The following is a 14001-nucleotide window of genomic DNA, read 5'->3' as shown; positions in this document are numbered from 1 at the left end:
GACCGACTCGAACACGCTGCAATGTCCATGGCCGCGCCGGGGGAGTGCCCCTGGCGCGGCCATCCGGGCAATGTCGGTGGTTCGGGTTAGTCTTGGCAGACCGCGAAGGAGGTCCTCATGGCACGTATCGGTGAAAGCAGCGAGCTGCTGAAATGCTCGTTCTGCGCCAAGAGCCAGAAGCAGGTCAAGCAGCTCATCGCTGGTCCTGGTGTGTACATCTGCGACGAATGCGTCGAGCTGTGCAACGAGATCATCGAAGAGCGCATGGCCGATTCCGAGACCAGCGAGGTCAAGGACTTCGAGCTCCCGAAGCCGCGCGAGATCTTCGCGTTCCTCGAGGAGTACGTCATCGGTCAGGAGCCCGCGAAGAAGGCACTTGCCGTCGCGGTCTACAACCACTACAAGCGCGTCCGCGCGCTCGGCCAGATCACCTCGGCCGAAGACCGCGTCGACGAGGTGGAGATCTCGAAGAGCAACATCATGCTCATCGGCCCGACCGGGTGCGGGAAGACCTACCTGGCGCAGTCGCTCGCGAAGCGCCTCAACGTGCCGTTCGCGGTCGCTGACGCCACGGCGCTCACCGAGGCCGGCTACGTCGGCGAAGACGTCGAGAACATCCTCCTGAAGCTCCTCCAGGCAGCCGACTTCGATGTGAAGCGCGCCGAGACGGGCATCATCTACATCGACGAGATCGACAAGATCGCGCGCAAGGCGGAGAACCCGTCCATCACGCGCGACGTCTCCGGCGAGGGCGTGCAGCAGGCGCTGCTGAAGATCCTCGAGGGCACGGTCGCCTCGGTTCCGCCGCAGGGTGGCCGCAAGCACCCGCAGCAGGAGTTCATCCAGATCGACACCACCAACGTGCTGTTCATCGTTGCCGGGGCGTTTGCTGGGCTCGAGGAGATCGTCTCGCAGCGTGCTGGCAAGAAGGGCATCGGCTTCGGCGCCCCCTTGCACTCGAAGAACGACGACCGCGACCTCTACAGCGAGGTGCTGCCGGAAGACCTCCACAAGTTCGGGCTCATCCCGGAGTTCATCGGTCGTCTTCCCGTCATCACGACGGTGTCGCCGCTCGATCGTGGAGCACTCATCGACATCCTCACGCAGCCGCGCAACGCGCTCGTGAAGCAGTACCAGAAGATGTTCGAGCTCGACGGCGTCGAGCTCGTCTTCGACGAGGGTGCGCTCGAGGAGATCGCCGACCTGGCCGTGCTGCGGCAGACGGGCGCTCGTGGCCTCCGCGCCATCCTCGAGGAGACGCTCGGGCCGGTCATGTTCGACGTTCCGTCCCTCGACGACGCCAGTCGCGTCGAGATCACTCGCGACGTCGTGCTCAAGAACGCGGCGCCGACGATCATCCCGCGGCCGGAGCTGCGCGCCGAGAAGTCGGCGTAACTGTCCTCGGTCGATCGAAGACGGCAGCGCTTTGTCGCGTCCCAGCGGAAGCCCCGCGTGCACACGCACGTGGGGCTTCCGCCATTCGCACGGATCCGCGCTCCCGGGTCGCCCTCGATCTGAGGCGTCGCGTGGACCTCGCTGAGCTGCGACTCGGCAGCACGAGGCTCCTCAGTGCAGACGCGACGAGCCTGAGCCCCCGCCAGCGACGGCAGGCGCTCGGGGTGCTCTCGGCGGATGACCGGAAGCGCCTCGCTCACCTGAACGATGCCCGCGCGGATGCCTTCCTCACCGGGCGGCTGCTCGTCAGCACGGCCCTCGACGACCCCGCACCCCGCCTCGAGGCATCGTGTGGGCACTGCGGCTCCGCCGAGCACGGCAAGCCGCGCCTGCGCGAGCAGCCGATCCTCGTGAGCATCTCCTACACCGGCAGCGCCGTCTTCGTCGCACTCGCCGACAGCGACCGTGTCTCGGCCCTCGGGCTCGACGTCGAGGAGGTCGGCCTCGAGACGGGTGCCGGCGCCGTGGCAGAACTCGAACGCTGGACGGCCATCGAAGCGGTCCTCAAGGCCGACGGCCGTGGGCTCCGGGTCGACCCGAGCGAGGTGAAGCTCGGCGAGAACGGCCTGGCGCGCATCAGGGGCGAGGATGCGCGCTACCGCATCCGCCGGACGCTCGTCGACGGTCGATTCGTGGTTGCCGTCGCTACCGCTACCGCTACCGCCAGCGGCGAGTGACCTTCGCCGCAGGAGGCGGAGGAAGGTCGGGGAGCGTGAGCTGATAGAGCCAGGCGTCGAACAGCTCCTGGAGCGGAGCATCCGGCGCCAGCGACGCCGCATGCTCGAGGAACTCAGCCGTCGAGGCGACCGAGAAGCGCTTCACCTGAGTCCAGCTCGTGAGGATCTCGAAGAACGCAGAATCGCCGACCGTGAGCCGTAGGGCGTGCATGGTGAGCGCGCCGCGCTTGTACACGCGGTCGTCGAACATGTCCTCGGCGCCCGGATCTCCGAGCAGCAGGTCCTTGGGAAGCCTCGCCAGGGACGCCCGGGCACCCCGGGCCAGGCTGTCGGCACTCGGTCCGCCGCTCGCCTCTGACCAGATCCACTCGGCGTAGCAGGCGAAGCCCTCGTTGAGCCAGATGTGCTGCCAGCCCGCGACGCCGACGCTGTTGCCGAACCACTGGTGCGCGAGCTCGTGCGCGACGAGGCGCTCCTGGCCGCGTGCGCCGTCGATCTGGTTGGCGCCGAAGATGGCCATGCCCTGTGCTTCGAGGGGGATCTCGAGGTCGTCGGCCGTGACGATGACGGCGTACGTGTCGAACGGGTAGGGACCGAACGTCAGCTCGAAGGTCGCCATCATCTTCGCGAGGTCGGCGAAGTCGGTGCCGACGCGTCGTGCGAGCGAAGGGGGGTAGTGGAGGTGGCCCGCCACTCCCGCGAGCTGCACGTCCTCGCGCTGGTAGCGGCCGATCTGGAGGGTCACGAGGTAGCTGGCAGTGGGGGCCGCTTCCTCGTACACCCAGGTCGTGAGCCCGCCTGAGGCGCGTCTCGAGCTCAGGGTCCCGGTGGCGACGACGTCGTAGTTGCTGTCGACGGCGACCTGGATGCGGTAGCTGGCCTTGTCAGCCGGGTGGTCGTTGCAGGGGAACCAGGTCGGGGCTCCCGTGGGCTGCGAGGCGACGATGATGCCGTCCTCCAGCTCCTCCCAGCCGATGACTCCCCAGCGGGAGCGGCGCGGCCGGGGCGCGCCCTCGTAGATGATCTCGACCGTGATGGCGTCGCCGGCCTCGACCCGCTTCGAGAGCGTGACCTTCACCTTGCGGTCGCTCTGCTTGAAGCGGGCCTGCTTGTCGCCGCGCACGTTGACCTTGCTCGCGCGGAGCCCCACGAGGTCGAGGGAGAACGCGGTCAGGGGCACCGCCGTGCGGATGCTGAGCGTCGCCGTTCCCGAGAGGCGGTTGTTCTGCATCCGGTACTTGAGCGCCAGGTCGTAGTGCTCGACGCGGATGCTGACGTCGCCGCTCTGCGGCGTGTACGGGTTGCCTGGCAGCGGATCTGCGCTCGTCGAGAGGATCATGAAGCCTTCGACTGGTAGGCGCGCAGCTTCAGGGCCCGCCAGGGGCCGATCGGGTTGCCGCTCCAGCGGCTGCCGACGGGTACCGACTCGCCTCGCATGACGAGCGACGCGGGCCCGACGGTGGCGTGAGCGCCGATGGTGGCGGCGGGGAGGATCACGCTGTGTGGTCCCAGCGTTGCGCCTGCTTCGAGGGTGACGGTGTCCATGCTCATTATTCGATCATGGAACAGGTGCGTCTGGACGACGCATCCCCGGTTGACGGTGGCTCCGTCCCCGAGTGTGACGAGATCGGCCTCCGGCAGCCAGTACGAGTCGCACCAGACGCCCTTGCCGATCTTCGCTCCCAGGGAGCGCAGCCACATCGCGAGTGCCGGCGTTCCTGCAGCTCCGCGCGCGAACCAGGGCGCCGCGACCATCTCGACGAAGGTGTCGGCGACCTCGGTTCGCCACACGAAGCTAGACCAGAGGGGCTGCTCGGAGACGCGGATGCGACCGACGATGACCCACTTGGCGATGGTCGAGATGAGGGCGGATGCTGCGGCCGCACCCAGGAGGACGAATCCGGAGAGCACGATGCTCCAGGCGACGCCGACGGCGGTCTCGATGGCTGCGAGCCCAAGGAGGACGCCGAGGCCCAGCCCGCAGGTGACGATGACGGGCACGATGCGGCACAGCTCCCAGAGGGCACGCGCGACACGCAGCGCCCTTGGCGGGTTGTACGTGCGCGTCTCGTCTCCGTCGACCGCGACACGGCGGAGGCGGACGGGCGGGGACCCGAGCCAGGATGAGCCGGGCTTGGCCTTCGCCGGTGCTGCGGAGAGGACGGCGACGAGGCCGTCGCGGGGGACGGAGTGCCCGGCGGCGGCCATCCCGGAGTTGCCGAGGAAGGCGCGCGCGCCGATGCGTGCTCGTTCGATGCGCATCCATCCGTTATGCAGCTCGTAGGAGGCGACCATGGTGTCGTCGGCGAGGAACGCGCCGTCGTCGATCTGCGTCATGGAGGGGAGCAGGAGCACGGTCGAGGCTTCGACGTCGCGCCCGACCTTCGCGCCGAGCATCCGCAGCCAGACGGGGGTGAAGAGGCTCGCGTAGAACGGGAAGAGGGTGGTGCGGGCCGCGTCGAGGAGGCGCTCGATGCACCAGGCCTGCCAGGCGATCCTCGAGCGCACCGGGTGGGTGCCTTCCCTCAGGCCGATCGAGAGGAGGCGGACGAAGAGCACGACGAAGCCGGCGAAGGTGATGCCGGCCGCGATGACAGCGGGGGCGAGCCAGGCGAACGCGGAGAGGGTCGCCTCGCCGAGCGTCCCGGCCCCGCGCATCCCGGCGGCGATGACGACGCCGCCGACGGCGAACGCGAACAGGGGGAGCAGCGCGAGGGCGGCCGAGGCGATGGCGTAGACGACTGCCCAGCCGGCGGGCTGCGGTGGACGGTCCGCCGGCCAGTCGCTCGCGCGCACCTTTCCGACGCGCACGGCGGGGGAGCCTGCCCAGCTCTTGCCCGAGCGGACCCTGCCGAAGACCGCCGACCCCGGGGCGACTTCGGCGCCCTGCCCGATCTTGGTGCCGGGGGCGAGGGTGCTTCGGGCGCCGACGGTCGCCCCTGCGCCGATGCGGATGCCGCCGATGCGCACGAGGTTGCCGTCGATCCAGTAGCCGGTGAGGTCGACCTCCGGCTCGATGGCCGCGCCGTCTCCGAGCTGCAGCATGCCGGTGACGGGCGGCAGCGAGTGCAGGTCGACGTTGTTGCCGACCTTCGCGCCGAGAGCGCGAGCGTAGTAGACGACCCACGGTGCGCCAGCGAGGCCGACGGCGTCGATCTGCGTGGCCACCTGCTCGGCGAGCCACAGGCGCATGTGCGTCGCGCCGCCGCGTCGGTAGTCGCCGGGCCTGAGCCGGAAGAGGAGGATGCGCGCGGCGGCGACCGAGATCGCCATCTTCCCGAACGGGGTCACGAAGACGATCAGCAGGACGACGATGAGCCAGAGCGGCGCGTCCGGCAGCACTTCGAAGCCGGGGAGGAGCTGCAGGAGCGCGCTCGCCGCGAGCAGGTAGGTGACCCAGCGCGCGCCGGCCAGGATGTGCAGGGGCAGGCCTGCGACGATCTGCAGGATGCGCGCCGAGAGCGGCGTGGGGCCGGGCGTGCTGAACGAGGCGATGACGTCGTCCTCGTCGTCGAGCGCTTCGCTGATGGACTCGGTCATGGCGCCGAGGCGGGGGTGGTCGTAGACGTCGGCGACCGTGAACTCGGGCACGCGCGAGCGCACTCGGGTGACGAGCTGGGCGGCCGAGAGGGATCCGCCGCCGAGGTCGAAGAAGTCGGCGTCCTCGCTGCCGACGGGCAGCCCGAGCACGGCCTGCCATTGCTCGGCGAGCCAGGCGACGTGCCCGTCGAGGTCGCCGGAGACATCATCGGCGCCCGGCAGCGGCCAGGGCAGGGCGTTCTTGTCGACCTTGCCTGAGGTGCGGGTCGGGAGGGAGTCGATTTCCGCGAGGAGCGGGACGAGGGCCTTCGGGAGCTGCTCGCTGAGTTCTGCGCGCGCGAGCTGCCGCTCGTAGCCCGTGCCGGTGACGATGTAGCCGACGAGGATCGAGACGCCTGCGGAGGTCGTGCGGACGGCGACGGCCGAGCCGGTGACTCCGGTGACGGACTGGAGGGCTGCCTCCACCTCGCCGAGCTCGATGCGTCGTCCGCCGATCTTGACCTGGTCGTCGGCACGCCCGAGGAACACGAGGCCGGCTTCCTCGAATGTGACGAGGTCCCCCGAGCGGTAGGCGCGATCCCAGCCGAGGCTCTCCATCGGGGCGTACTTCTCGGCGTCCTTGGCGGGGTCGAGGTAGCGGGCGAGCCCGACGCCGCCGATGATCAGCTCGCCGGATTCGCCTTCCGCGACGCGCTTGCCGTCCGCGTCGACGACGGCGAGCTCCCAGCCGTCGAGTGGCAGGCCGATGCGGATGGGGGCGCTGCCGTCGAGGAGGGCGGCGCAGGCGACGACGGTGGCCTCGGTCGGTCCGTAGGTGTTCCAGACCTCCCGGCCTTCGCCGACGAGGCGCTGCGTGAGCTCCAGCGGGCAGGCTTCGCCGCCGAAGATGAGCAGTCTGACCTGTTCGATCGTCTCGCTGGGCCAGAGCGCCGCGAGGGTCGGCACGGTGGAGACGACCGAGATCTGGTGCCTGAGGAGCCAGGGGCCGAGGTCCTCGCCGGATCGCACGAGTGATCGCGGGGCCGGCACGAGGCAGGCGCCGTAGCGCCAGGCGAGCCACATCTCCTCGCAGGAGGCGTCGAAGGCGACGGAGAGGCCGGCGAGCACGCGGTCGCCCGGTCCGATGGGGTCGTGCTGCAGGAACAGCTTCGCCTCGGCGTCGACGAACGCGGCAGCCGAGCGGTGGGAGACCGCGACGCCCTTGGGCACACCGGTCGAGCCCGAGGTGAAGATGACCCAGGTGTCGTCGTCGAGGTGGGGGCTCTCGAGGTCGGCGAGGCTCGTGCTCTCCGGATGCGGTGCGCCTTCGTCGAAGAGGGGAACGGCTGCGTGGGCGCTCGGTTCGCCGTCGGCTGCCAGTACGAACTCGCCGTCGCCCTGGATGGTGCCTCGCACCTTGGCCTCGCCGAACACGAGCACGGCGCGCTCGTCGGGGTCGTCGACGTCGACGGGCACGTACGCGGCACCGGCTGCGATGACGGACAGGATCGCGATGTACAGCTCTCTGGTGCCCGAGACGAGGCGCACACCGACCTTGTCTCCTCGCCGCACTCCCGCATCCTGCAGCCGCTTCGCGGTCTGCGAGACGTAGGCGCTCAGGTCCTGGTAGCTGAGCGGGGCGTCGCCGTCGTCGATCGCGATGGCGTCGGGATGCGCGGCGACGGTGGCCGTGAGCACGTCGATGAGCGTGCGGGGCGTGGGCGCTGCCGCGGATCGGTCCAGGGGGGATTGCACGGAGCAACGCTACCGGGCCAAGGTAACGCGATGGTTGCCGACGGGGCGCATGTGATTCAGGGGTGGATTCGTGCCCGGATCGTCGTGCTCCATTGTCGAACCTGAAAATCTCCCGTAAGGTAACCCTTGCCTTACTTAGCGTTACCTAACCGGTTCCACCGGGTGGCGCCCAAGCGTAGGGCTTTCGGTACACGGCACTCGCCGCGCATCTGCGCGCGTGTCGGGGGGCCGTGACTTCTACTCAGGAGAACTCATGACAGCAGTGCAAGAACGGACGGCTGGTCGGTCGTCTGTGCTGGCTCGCGGTGGCGCGACACTCGCCGCGGCAGGCCTCATCGCGGCGGGCCTCGGCCTCGGCGCGGCACCAGCGTCAGCCGCGGAAGGCGACGCAACCGTCGAGAACGTCTCGTTCTCGTGGCAGCTCAACGACGAGACCGGCGGCGGCGCCTACTTCGGCGGCTGCAACTTCCTCGTCGCCGGTACGGCAGGCGACACGGGATCCTCCCGTCTCTGGACCGAAGCCGACGGCTTCTACAAGGCGGCGGAGGGCAACGTGACCATCACGAAGCCGAACGCAGCCGGCGAGCAGATCGCCCCCACCTGGGGCACCAAGTGCCAGAACGCGGCAGGCGCGGCCGTCTCCCCATCACCCGCTTCGACGACCAACAACCGGGTCAACTTCGCGGCGGGCGCTGGAACCGTCAACCCCGCAACCGACACCGGCACCATCTCGTGGGACGGCGACTTCACGATCGTCTTCTACGGCGGCCTGACGTACTGGACGGTCTCCGACCCAGTGCTCGACGTCGTGAACGGAGTCGGGACGCTCACGGGCACCGCCTCCGGATACGGCACGTCGATGGAGGACATGTCGCAGTGGGTCCCGATCGCACCAGAGACGATCGACCTCGCGACGTTCGACGGCGTCGACGTCACCGCGACAGGCATCGAGGTCTCGACGCCCGACTACCTGGGCGTCGAGGTCACCACGGCCGGATCGCCGCAGAACACCACGGCCGCGACGTGGGGCTCCTTCCCGCAGTCGCTCGTCGACTTCAACGCCAAGACGGGCCAGTCGTCGTACTGGTACTCGTCTGGTGGCGCGGCTGACCCGAAGAAGGTCGCGAAGGGCTTCTCCGCGAGCTACGCGGAGATCGCAGCACCCGAGGTTCCCGGCACGCCGGACGGCAACGTGGAGGTTGTCATCCCCGAAGCCGCAGTGACGCCGGTCGACCCCGAGACGGGGTCCTTCTCGTGGGCCTGGGCTGACCAGAACGGCGCCGACCTCGGCACCGCGGTCCAGACCGGCGACACCTTCGTCGCCAACGGCTCGATCAGCGACGTCGCGGTCACGGACACGCGTGCCGGCGGCACCGCGTCCTACGGCTGGACGGTCTCCGGCCAGTCGAGCGACTTCAGCAACGGCACCGACTCGATCTCCGCTGCGAACCTCGGCTGGGCTCCTGAGCTCATCGCGGGCAACGCCGCGAACGTGACCGCTGGCTCGGCGGCGACGGGTCTCAACACGGCGCAGCTCCTCGCGACGTCGAACGCCGCCGCGAGCGCAACGCTCGGTGCGGACCTCACGCTGACGGTCCCCACCACAACGCAGCAGGGCGCGTACTCCGCCACGCTCACCATCTCGGCCATCTCCTAGGGGCCGAGGAGTGCGCGGGAGCCCACCAGGCTCCCGCGCACTCGCACTCAGCTGCACGGGCATCCGCCCTCGCAGCACCCCGCTCCTCCGCATCGCTCGCTCGCTCCGCCGCGGCCCCGCCGCGAGCGCCCCACGTAAGGGACCACATGGCTCTCCCCATCCGTCTCCGCACTTGCGCCACAGCATCCGTCGTTCTCGCGACCTCGCTGCTGGCGCTGCTGTCGTTCGTCGCGCCGACCGCGGCGCAGGCTGACACGACGCAGCCGCCCGCGTGGAGCATCGACACGGTCGACGGCGACCGGGGCTCTGGGCGACCCAACTTCACCTACGACGTCAACCCGGGCGACGTCATCGCCGACTCCATGACCGTGACCAACACCGGGCCGGGCGCGCTCGAGCTCACGATCTACGCGGCCGACGCGTTCACGACCGCGACGGGCGCCGTCGACATCCTCGAGAACGGGGAGCCGTCGGTGGATGCGGGCACCTGGGTCGCCCCCGGCACAGGCTCGGTCTCCCTCGAACCGGGGGCGAGTATCGACGTGCCGTTCACCCTCACGGTGCCAGCGGATGCGACGCCAGGCGACCACTCCGCCGCGATCGTCGCCTCGCTCCTCCCCGCCGACTCGACCGACCAGGTCAAGGTCGAGCGGCGCCTCGGGCTGCGCATCGACATGCGCGTGAGCGGAGAGCTCGCGCCAACCGCCGAGATCCGCAGCCTCGCGACCGACTGGGGTGCCGCTGGCGTCAACCCCTTCGGCGGCGGCACCACCACCGTCAGCTACGAGCTCGTGAACACCGGCAACGTGCGGCTCTCGTCGCTCGAGGATCTGCGCCTGAGCGGGATCGGCGGGGCCGCCGGAGTCGCCATGACCGGCGGCGAGATCCCCGAGCTGCTCCCCGGATCGGCGGTCACGATCACGCGCGAGATCACGACGGGCGCCATCGGTCCGCTCACCGGTGCCCTCACCGTGTACCTGCAGCCCGTCGGAGCCTTCACGGACGTGCCCGTCGCCGTCACGGCCGACCTCTCGGCGTTCGCTCTGCCCTGGTCGCTCGTCATCCTCGGCGTCCTGCTGCTGGTCGCCGCGGCTGGCATCGTCTTCTGGTTCTGGCGTCGCCGTCGGCTCGATCTCCTCGTGGCCGGCTACGACTCCGAGGCGGCGCCGGGCGCCGAGCGGCTCGCCCCTCCCCGGACTGGGGGCCAAGCGGGAGGCGCGGTGCTCGCGGTCATCGCCGGGATCGCCCTCGCCCTGGCCACCGGCATCTGGAGCCCGACGCCCGCCGTCGCGGAGCCGGCCCCCACCGCCCCGTCGGGCATCGTCGAGGTGACCATCCCGGCGCCGACGGTCGCGCCCACCCCGACGAGTACCGCAGCGCCGACGACCGTTCCGAGCACCGGTCAGAGCATCGCGCCGGCGCTCAGCCCAGGAGCGAGCACCGGGATCGGGCCGGGAACCGGGGCGGCGGGCGGAGGCGCGGGACTCGCCAGCACCGGCACGGAGACGCTCGCGATCGCCCTCGGCGTCGGCGCCCTCGCGCTGACCGCCGGCATCATCCTGCTGCTCCGCCGCAGGGGGCGCGCCGGCTGAGCCGACCAGAGCGCGCATCCACGCGCATCCACGACCTGACGACACACGACCGAGGAACCCATGTCACTGCCACGCACGCTCCGCCGCTTCCGCCGCTCGACGATCCGTCGCGCCGGCTGGGCAGCGCTCGCCGTGGTCGTCGTCTCGGTGCTCTGGGTCAACGGGTTCCACAACATCGGCACCGCAAACGGCGCAGGCAACGAGCAGTGCGTCTCGCAGCCAGTGCAGGCCGACCCCGTGGCCCCCGTGCTCCCGCAGGTCACCTCCGCGGAGCTGCCGGAGCCGCGCAGCATCGCCGGCCCGACCACCGCGTACACGCAGACCGCGGCGATCAACCCCGTCACCGACGCGGCCACCGCCGTGCAGCAGCTGCCGACGACGTTCACGAGCTCCGACGGCGCCACGACCACCGTGACCGACACGACGCGCATCCTCGCCATCAACCAGAACGGCGGCCTCGCCGCAGCCGTCATCGGCCTCGGCTTCGGCTGCAACCTCATCGGGCGCGACACCGCCACCGACATCACGAAGCTCATGCCCGGCAATGAGCAACTGCCGCTCGTCACGCAGAACGGGCACGAGCTCAACGCCGAGTCGATCCTGCAGCTCGCCCCGACCGTGGTCGTGACCGACGCCTCCATCGGGCCGTACGACGTGCAGCTGCAGCTGCGGCAGGCGGGCATCCCCGTCGTCATGGTGCCCATCGCCTACGAGGACGGCGTCGACGGCGTCGCCCCGCAGATCCAGTTCGTGGCGGATGCCCTCGGCGTGCCGGCACTGGGGGAGAAGCTCTCCGAGCGCACGCAGGCCGAGATCGGCACGACCATCCAGCAGCTCGGCACGATGGCGCCCACCGACCCGGACAAGAAGCCACGAGTGGTATTCCTCTACCTGCGCGGCAGCGTCTACTACTGGTTCGGGGCAGGGTCGGGCGCCGACTCGATCATCCAGAGCATCGGGGCGCGTGACGTCGCGACCGAGGTCGGCTTCGCCGGAATGTCGCCGACCAACGCGGAAGCGCTCGTGCGTGCCGCCCCCGACGTGATCATCGTCATGACCCTCGGCCTCGCCTCCGTCGGCGGCATCGACGAGGCCGTCCAGCTGCCCGGCATCGGGCAGACCCCAGCAGGAGCCAACAAGCGCATCGTCGATATGAGCGACTACGAGGTCATGAGCTTCGGCCCCCGCACCGCCTCCGTCCTCGCGGCACTCGGCACCGCGATCTACGCGCCCGACCTCGCCTACGTGCCAGAAGCGGACCCCGCCGCCAGCACCGGAACGGGCGAATGATGAGAGATGCACACGTGAGAACGGCAACACCGCCAGACACCAGCCCACCGGCCGCACCCCAGCAGCCCCAGCGCCGCCGCCGCCTCGACGGGGCACAGGAGCGGCCACGGCGACGCGCCGAGCCGGTCGCCGAGCCGAAGGATGCGCCGCCCCGGACCAAGAAGGCGCGAGCGTCGCTGCTCGCAGCCGTGCTCACGATCCTCCTCATCGCGGGCTGCCTCGTGTCGGCGATGATCGGCCAGCTCTACATCCCGCCGCTCGAGGTGCTCGGCTTCCTCCTCAACCAGGTCGGCATCGACGCCCTGCCGGGCCCGAGCCACGAGTTCGGGGCTGCAGCGCTCGCGGAGGTGCGCTTCCCGCGACTCGTGCTCACCGTGCTCGTCGGCGCTGCGCTCGCCGTCGCCGGCGCGCTCATGCAGGGCATCTTCGGCAACCCGCTCGCCGAGCCAGGCTCGGTCGGTGTCTCGGCCGGCGCGGCAGTCGGCGCGAGCTTCTCGATTCTCTTCAGCCTCACGTTCCTCGGTCCCTTCACGACGCCGACGTTCGCGTTCGTCGCCGGCCTCATCACGACGTTCGTCGTCTACTCGCTGTCCCGCTCAGGCCGGCGCACCGACGTCATCACGCTCATCCTCACGGGAGTGGCCGTCAACGCCGTCTGCGGTGCCCTCATCGCGTTCATCACCTTCAGCGCTCCCACGCAGGCGCGCGAGCAGATCGTGTTCTGGCAGATGGGCAGCATGAACGGCTCGCGCTGGGAGCAGGTCTGGCTCGTCGCGCCGCTCATCATCGTCGGGTGCATCCTCGCCATCGGCATCGGCCGCCAGCTCGACCTGCTGTCGCTCGGCGAGAAAGCGGCCCGCCACGTCGGCGTCAACGTCGAGCGCGTGCGGCTGCTGGTCATGATCTACGTCGCCCTCCTCGTCTCGGCCGCCGTCGCCTTCGCCGGCATCATCGCCTTCGTCGGGCTCGTCGTGCCGCACATCATCCGCATGATCATCGGCCCGTCCCACCGGGCGCTGCTGCTCTGCTCCGTGCTCGGCGGCGCTCTGCTGCTCACGATCGCCGACCTCGGCGCGAGGACCCTCGTCGAATACGCGGACCTCCCCATCGGCATGCTCACCTCGCTCATCGGCGGGCCGTTCTTCTTCTACCTCATCCGGCGCAGCCGGGCCAAGGGCGGTGCGTGGTCGTGATCGGATCCATCCTCAGGAACCCCATCCGCAAGCCGCGCGCCACAGCGCCAGGCGATGTGGTGCTCTCCGTGCGCGACGTGAGCGTCGACTTCGGCGAGCGCACCGTGCTCGAGGGGCTCGACCTCGACATCCGCGCCGGGGAGGTGCTCGCCCTCGTCGGCCCGAACGGTGCCGGCAAGTCGACGCTCATCAATGTGATCACGGCCGACGTGGATGCGCGCAGCGGCACCGTCGAGATCGACGGCCTCCCCAGCTACGCCTGGACCAACACCGAGCTCGCCATGCGCCGCGCGGTGCTCCTGCAGCAGGTCGACATCGCCTTCCCGTTCTCGGTCGAGGAGGTCGTCGACATGGGCCGCGCGCCCTGGCAGCAGGTCAGCGAGCGCGACCGCGACGACCTCATCACGGCGGGCGCGATGCGGCGCACCGACATCGACCGCTTCGCCGACCGCCACTACCCGTCACTGTCCGGCGGCGAACGCGCGAGGGCCGCGCTCGCGCGAGTGCTCGCCCAGACCGCCTCGGTCATGCTCCTCGACGAGCCGACGGCCGCTATGGACATCAAGCATCAGGAGATGGTGCTCGACCTCGTGCGCAGCTACGCGAGCACCGGATGCGCCGTCGTCATCATCGTCCACAACCTCGACCTCGCCGCCGCCTACGCCGACCGCATCGCGCTCCTCAGCCGCGGCCGCATCGTTGCAGACGGGCCGCCCGCCGACGTGCTCACGGCTGAGCTCATCTCGCAGGTGTACGAGCACCCCGTCCACATCCTCGAAGACCCCATCACCGGGTCGCCGATCGTCGTCCCCAAGCGCACCCGGGAGAAGCGGCTGGCCGTTGGGGTGGTGGCGGTCATGCGT

General features: G+C 70.1%; 9 protein-coding genes. 7 read left to right on the top strand and 2 right to left on the bottom strand.

Annotated features, from left to right (window positions below):
* Nucleotides 1-117: 117 nt before the first annotated feature.
* Nucleotides 118-1395 carry an ATP-dependent Clp protease ATP-binding subunit ClpX gene (gene clpX / locus C5E05_RS06835; RefSeq protein ID WP_104240772.1) on the top strand — a complete coding sequence of 426 codons (1278 nt, stop codon included), beginning with the start codon at nt 118-120 and terminating at the stop codon, nt 1393-1395.
* Between the two features lie 131 nt (nt 1396-1526).
* The gene (locus C5E05_RS20080) at nt 1527-2132 is read left to right on the top strand and encodes a 4'-phosphopantetheinyl transferase superfamily protein (RefSeq protein ID WP_181059435.1); all 606 of its coding nucleotides are present in this window, start codon (nt 1527-1529) and stop codon (nt 2130-2132) included.
* Here C5E05_RS20080 and C5E05_RS06820 read toward each other — a convergent pair.
* Together C5E05_RS06820 and C5E05_RS06815 are read right to left on the bottom strand one after the other, a co-directional pair.
* Nucleotides 2113-3471, bottom strand: a complete 1359-nt coding sequence (locus C5E05_RS06820) for a M1 family metallopeptidase (protein WP_104341484.1) — start codon at nt 3469-3471, stop codon at nt 2113-2115. The genes C5E05_RS20080 and C5E05_RS06820 overlap by 20 nt on opposite strands.
* Complete coding sequence (locus C5E05_RS06815; protein ID WP_104341483.1) at nt 3468-7406, bottom strand: Pls/PosA family non-ribosomal peptide synthetase; 3939 nt, start codon at nt 7404-7406, stop codon at nt 3468-3470. Before C5E05_RS06815 ends, C5E05_RS06820 begins: the two co-directional genes overlap by 4 nt.
* 253 nt (nt 7407-7659) lie before the next feature.
* Here C5E05_RS06815 and C5E05_RS06810 point away from each other — a divergent pair, with 253 nt between their 5' ends.
* The 5 genes from C5E05_RS06810 to C5E05_RS06790 form a co-directional block, all read left to right on the top strand.
* Nucleotides 7660-9063 carry an HtaA domain-containing protein gene (locus C5E05_RS06810; protein WP_104306304.1) on the top strand — a complete coding sequence of 468 codons (1404 nt, stop codon included), beginning with the start codon at nt 7660-7662 and terminating at the stop codon, nt 9061-9063.
* Between the two features lie 146 nt (nt 9064-9209).
* Nucleotides 9210-10655, top strand: a complete 1446-nt coding sequence (locus C5E05_RS06805; RefSeq protein WP_104341482.1) for a hypothetical protein — start codon at nt 9210-9212, stop codon at nt 10653-10655.
* 60 nt (nt 10656-10715) lie between these two features.
* Complete coding sequence (locus C5E05_RS06800) at nt 10716-11945, top strand: hemin ABC transporter substrate-binding protein (RefSeq protein ID WP_104341481.1); 1230 nt, start codon at nt 10716-10718, stop codon at nt 11943-11945.
* A 176-nt stretch (nt 11946-12121) separates the two neighbouring features.
* Nucleotides 12122-13138 carry an iron ABC transporter permease gene (locus C5E05_RS06795; protein ID WP_228497166.1) on the top strand — a complete coding sequence of 339 codons (1017 nt, stop codon included), beginning with the start codon at nt 12122-12124 and terminating at the stop codon, nt 13136-13138.
* Nucleotides 13135-14001: heme ABC transporter ATP-binding protein (locus C5E05_RS06790; protein WP_104341609.1), on the top strand; the 867-nt coding region annotated here is incomplete at its 3' end. The genes C5E05_RS06795 and C5E05_RS06790, both read left to right, overlap by 4 nt.

It is taken from the genome of Pseudoclavibacter sp. AY1H1, assembly GCF_002931055.1.
Taxonomy (GTDB): domain Bacteria; phylum Actinomycetota; class Actinomycetes; order Actinomycetales; family Microbacteriaceae; genus Pseudoclavibacter.
This window is presented reverse-complemented; position numbering and strand designations above follow the sequence as displayed.

Excerpts from the sequence above, each read along its gene's own strand:
- clpX (WP_104240772.1), top strand. The coding sequence starts at position 118 with ATGGCACGTATCGGTGAAAGCAGCGAGCTGCTGAAATGCTCGTTCTGC.
- C5E05_RS06820 (WP_104341484.1), bottom strand. The coding sequence starts at position 3,471 with ATGATCCTCTCGACGAGCGCAGATCCGCTGCCAGGCAACCCGTACACG.
- C5E05_RS06810 (WP_104306304.1), top strand. The coding sequence starts at position 7,660 with ATGACAGCAGTGCAAGAACGGACGGCTGGTCGGTCGTCTGTGCTGGCT.
- C5E05_RS06805 (WP_104341482.1), top strand. The coding sequence starts at position 9,210 with ATGGCTCTCCCCATCCGTCTCCGCACTTGCGCCACAGCATCCGTCGTT.
- C5E05_RS06800 (WP_104341481.1), top strand. The coding sequence starts at position 10,716 with ATGTCACTGCCACGCACGCTCCGCCGCTTCCGCCGCTCGACGATCCGT.